General features: G+C 49.1%; 5 protein-coding genes and 1 pseudogene. 4 read left to right on the top strand and 2 right to left on the bottom strand.

The features are described 5' to 3' along the window. The first annotated feature begins 135 nt into the window (after window positions 1-135). The 3 genes from QZ279_RS07155 to QZ279_RS07165 all read left to right on the top strand — a co-directional run bounded on the left by QZ279_RS07155 (window position 136) and on the right by QZ279_RS07165 (window position 1,346). Window positions 136-471, top strand: a complete 336-nt coding sequence (locus tag QZ279_RS07155; RefSeq protein ID WP_293449579.1) for a LytS/YhcK type 5TM receptor domain-containing protein — start codon at window positions 136-138, stop codon at window positions 469-471. Window positions 472-587: 116 nt separating this feature from the next. After that, window positions 588-770, top strand: coding sequence for a hypothetical protein (locus QZ279_RS07160; protein WP_293449580.1), 183 nt, complete (start codon window positions 588-590; stop codon window positions 768-770). Between the two features lie 24 nt (window positions 771-794). Beyond that, window positions 795-1,346: a hypothetical protein gene (locus QZ279_RS07165; RefSeq protein ID WP_293449582.1), complete on the top strand. Its 552-nt coding sequence runs from the start codon at window positions 795-797 to the stop codon at window positions 1,344-1,346. A 51-nt stretch (window positions 1,347-1,397) separates the two neighbouring features. On the opposite strand, the gene QZ279_RS07170 is transcribed toward QZ279_RS07165, so the two are convergent. Continuing rightward, window positions 1,398-2,240: a hypothetical protein gene (locus QZ279_RS07170; protein WP_293449584.1), complete on the bottom strand. Its 843-nt coding sequence runs from the start codon at window positions 2,238-2,240 to the stop codon at window positions 1,398-1,400. Further along, window positions 2,237-2,689, bottom strand: coding sequence for a hypothetical protein (locus QZ279_RS07175; protein ID WP_293449585.1), 453 nt, complete (start codon window positions 2,687-2,689; stop codon window positions 2,237-2,239). Before QZ279_RS07175 ends, QZ279_RS07170 begins: the two co-directional genes overlap by 4 nt. A 170-nt stretch (window positions 2,690-2,859) precedes the next feature. Here QZ279_RS07175 and QZ279_RS07180 point away from each other — a divergent pair. Continuing rightward, a pseudogene (locus tag QZ279_RS07180) lies at window positions 2,860-3,206 on the top strand (hypothetical protein); the annotation flags it as partial.

A 3,206-nucleotide genomic window follows, 5' to 3' on the forward strand; every position in this document is an offset into this window, starting at 1 on the left:
GAGGGACAGCACGTATGATCAATGCACAGCTAAACAAAGATTTATATGCAAATGAAAACTAAAAGGATTTCTGCGATTAATTGGGCATTAAATTCTTGGAGAGTAAGAAAGGGTAGTTAAATAGATGGGTGCAAAATGACTTACTCTTCATCAGTTTGGTTTGATTTCACAGGTTCACTGGCGCTTATTGTCGTCCTTACAGGGGCTTATGGGTTCGTAAAGCGACGACTCTTTACGCATGAGCAAAGTCAATTTCTGTTGGGTTTGGCGTTTGGTGGCGTGGCGTGTTTGCAAATGAACATGCCGATTGAGCCGATTGAGGGTTTGATTCTTGACTTGCGAAATGTCCCGATGGTTCTTTGCGGTGCCTTTCTAGGTATGCGTGCCGCCTTATTGTGTTTCGTGATGGCAGTCATGACGCGCTACGGAATTGCTGGCTTGGGTATGTGGGCAGGCATAATGGGATTGTGATTTCTCTCATTGTTGGTGCAACTTGGGCGCGGTTGACACGCTTTGATTCATCGCGACGTTTGGTCCATTTAATTGTCTTATCTATCGCATCGTCGTCGCATTTGGGTGCTGGCTTTATGCTGCCTGACGCGACACAATCTTGGTTTTTTGCCAATGCAGCAGTTCCACTTGGGATCATGAATTTCGCATCCATAATGATTGCGGCTTACATGCTGGATCAAGAACAGGGAAAAATTACGCGTGAAAATAGATTGGCTGCAGCTGTTGTTTGCGATCCGGACCATGGTGCCTTAACGTGAACCGCCTTTGAGCGAGAGATCCAATTGCGCGTTAACGCAGGCACGATGCAAGCGCCTGCTGCTTTGATGGTCGTAAAACTGAGGCATACAAGCGCTTTGTTTTCGATTGTTCCATCAAGATTGCGTAACCAAATACTGGGCCTTATTCGAATTCGGCTGAAGCAAGCCTTTGCAAACGCTGATCTTGTATGTGCATTGGATTCAACGGCTTTGGTCGTTCCATTGAACACGACCCAATTCTTGAACCTAGCAGATGTGGAACATGATGTGATGCAATTGATGCGTTCAGAACCATTTCATGTGTCGAGCGACATTAGCAAACTGATCGCGGTGGACACGAAAGTATTTTCTTGGTCGAGAGGGGCTTCGTTGAAGGCCACTTTGCGAAGCATTAGATACAGCTTTTTACCAAAACGTAAAAATGCTGAAAGTTGGAAAGTTCTAAAGCCGAAAATTTCCGAGAAAGTGAAGCTGAATGTCGCATTGGTTGCCTCACCCGTTCTATCCGATCAATCAACGACAGAAGGTCTGTTTGGCAAAGCGGAGGTCTTAATGGGCACTAAGCATATCAGTTAGACGGGGAAACCTTTCTAGAGTGTTCCGGCGGGTTCAAGGGACGCAAAACACCTAGGGCTGCTGCACATAAAGCCCTTGTGGTGTGAAAATGAGTGCATTGCCCTTTTTCATTTGATCGCCAAAGAAACGTACAAACACTTGATCGGCTTTTTCGCGGCCCTGTTTGAACAAGGCGTCAATGGAGGCGATGCGCGCTTGGTTGTCAAAACCTTCCATAGCGTGGCCCCAAATGAGCGGATGCAATTCATGCAAATGATCGGACATAATCCATTGTGCTGCTTTTTGAACGTGTTCAAGTGCTGCAGTCGCGGCCAAATCATCTGTGCACATACGAGCAGCAATTGGGATTGAAACAGCGGCATATGACGCGAATAAGTTGGCGTTGTGCTGATCTTGAGAACGTTCGAGAATGTCGCGTATGCCGTTAAGGAAAAAGGGCACATCCAGAACAGATACACAAGCAGGGTCAACAAGTAACGCATCAAAGAATGCCCATGTATAAGCACCTGCACCCCAGATGTCTTGCGTGCGCGCAGCTGTGCGGCGGGCTTCGAGTTCAAGAGTTGCGTAGCTTCCGAACCATTGTGGCAACATGTGATGCCCAAGCGCGCGGATATGGCGCTGATGATCGGGTGCGAGATCAATTAAATCTTCGTAATCATCCGCAACGCGATCGCTTGCATTAGGGATTCCGACCAGTAAGGCACAGCGAGCTGCGGTGACAAGGGGGCTATCAAGTTCGATCCCACAGAATGGATCCAAAACTTGTTGTGCGCGGGTACAGTGAAGTTGAAATGCTTCAAGATTGCGCGCTGCTGTATCGCGCAATGCAGCATTTCCACGCCAAGCCCAGGCAATATCAAGATGTGCCATCGCAACAATCGTCGCGATCACATGGTTGGCGGGATATTCGCCGAGTATCTGTTCAAGCGCTGAAATTGCATCTGTGCTGAAATTGCATCTGTAAGGGGGCGGTTTTCTTCAGGCGTTCCATCAATCAAAAGGTGTTCTGCAAGTGCCACGACGTCAGAGCGCGCACCTTGGCACAGCAGTTCGGCGATCGGCATGCCACCGCCAGACGCACGGCGCTTTTGATCTTCTTCGATGACCAAGGTGGTGAAGTCGTCCCAGCGCTCTTGTCGCGCAAGGAATTGTCCTTGGTTGAAATAATAGCTGCGCAGTTGCTCTTCGTGGGGTTCGTTAGAAATTGGAATGACCAAAAGCTTGTCGAGATCTGGTTTATCGCTCTTCGTCTTGTGTCCAAGCCTACGAGACACAGCTTTGGTCTTCGGAGAAACACGTGTTCCGGGCAGACGGGCTGTCAGGGATTTAAAAAGAGACATTATGTAAACCTTCGCTCAACTTATAGGTGCGTTGGATCACCGTATGGCGTCGTATTCGGGCGCAAACGTGGCAGGTCGTGGGCAAGAACAGACTGTTTCCAAGAAAGGTTAAGTCACATTTCGCGCAAAGCCACTTGCGTTTTGACAAAGGAAATAGTCAGGATATCTTTATGAAATATATGGTTTTGACGGCAGTTTTGGTGTTTTCGATGGGTCTCGTCCCTGAGACTGGTCAAAGCGCTTGGACAGAGACGCGCCCTAAGATGCGTCTTAATCAGGGCGAGACTACGCAATCCCTTAGCGCGAAAACCTATGCGCCGGATTCGGCAGTGCGTCCCAAACGATGCGATGGGGATGTGGTTCCTGTTGCGCGTTGGGATCATCGACCTGCGGGTCGCATTTGGACGCGGGCGGCACTTTCGGCGTTGAAATCCCATGGGCGGCCTATCTTGCTGACAGTTCCGCGCGATATTGCGGATTGGTGTCCTGCTTATCCAGATGCGGATGAGAATGGGCG

The organism is Planktotalea sp. (assembly GCF_018607965.1).
Taxonomy (GTDB): domain Bacteria; phylum Pseudomonadota; class Alphaproteobacteria; order Rhodobacterales; family Rhodobacteraceae; genus Planktotalea.